Source organism: Burkholderia sp. Bp8963 (genome assembly GCF_003854275.1).
GTDB lineage: Bacteria > Pseudomonadota > Gammaproteobacteria > Burkholderiales > Burkholderiaceae > Burkholderia.
Genome location: NZ_QTQP01000149.1, coordinates 1 through 1,247, shown reverse-complemented (window position 1 = coordinate 1,247; position 1,247 = coordinate 1). Strand labels below are relative to the sequence as shown.

General features: G+C 60.1%; 1 protein-coding gene. It reads left to right on the top strand.

Annotated elements, in window-relative coordinates:
* Positions 1–63: 63 nt before the first annotated feature.
* A partial coding sequence (locus tag DID96_RS37725) for an ISL3 family transposase (RefSeq protein WP_124604392.1) occupies positions 64–1,247 on the top strand: 1,184 nt, incomplete at its 3' end.

Genomic DNA, 1,247 nt, shown 5'->3' with positions numbered 1-1,247 from the left:
GCCTCTTTTGAATTTCGAGTGGGTGGTATCGTCTCGTTTTTCCTGTAGACAAGAAGGTAAATGATGCACAGCAAGCTGTTCGAAGCCGCCCTGGGTGTGAACGCTCCGTGGTTTGTGAGCGGTGTCGATTTCGACGCCGCTGCCAAGCGACTCACGATCCAGATCGACTTCGTTGCTGGCACCCGCTTTGCGCACCCGGAGGCGGCCGGCGTGCACCCGGTGCATGACACCGTCGTCAAGCGCTACAGGCATCTGAACTTCTTCCAGCACGACTGCTACCTCGAAGTGCGCACACCGCGGGTGAAGCTGCCTGACGGCCGGGTGGCACTCGTCGAACCGGACTTTGCCGGCAAGCTCAGCGGATTCACGCTGCTGTTTGAGGCGATGGTGCTTACTCTTGCCCAACAGATGCCATTTTCCGCCGTGGCGCGCATCGTCGGCGAGTCGTGGCACCGTGTTCACGCAATCTGCAAGCGATACGTCGAGCTCGCGTTGGCCGAAATCGACCTGTCCGACGTGACCAGCGCCGCCATTGACGAGACCTCCTACAAGCGCGGGCACAACTATTTGACGATCGTGGCCGATGCCGAGCAACGCAAGGTTGTATTCGTCACCGAAGGCAAGGATGCCGCTGCGGTTGAGCAATTTGCCTGCGACCTGCGCTCGCATTGCGCCGAACCTGAGCAGATCACTTCGGTCAGCATCGATATGTCGCCCGCCTTCATCAAGGGCGTTACCGAGCATCTGCCCAATGCCCGCATCACTTTCGACAAGTTCCACGTTGTCGCTCAGGCCTCTGCGGCATTGGAGAAAACCCGGCGGCTCGAACAGCAGACCGACCCGGATCTCAAGGGCCTGCGATGGGCGTTGCTCAAGGATCGCGACCGGCTGAACGCGGCGCAGCGCGCCGACCTCGACGCGCTGGTAGCCAATGTCACGACCAAACGTACTGCCCGTGCGTGGCTGTATCGCGAGCAGTTGCGCGACATCCTTGATCGCAAGCAGATCAACGTCGTCTCCGCGATGCTCGAGCAGTGGTGCACGAACGTGATGCGCTCGAAGGTCGAACCGATGAAGGACGTTGCCCGCATGATCCGCAAGCACTTCGAGGGCATTATTGCCTGGTCCCAGACACGTCAGACCAACGGGTTCCTGGAAGCCATCAACGGCCTGTTTCAGGCCGCCAAACGACGTGCTCGCGGCTACACGAACTTCGAAACTATGCGCACCGTGCTGTTCCTGATCGC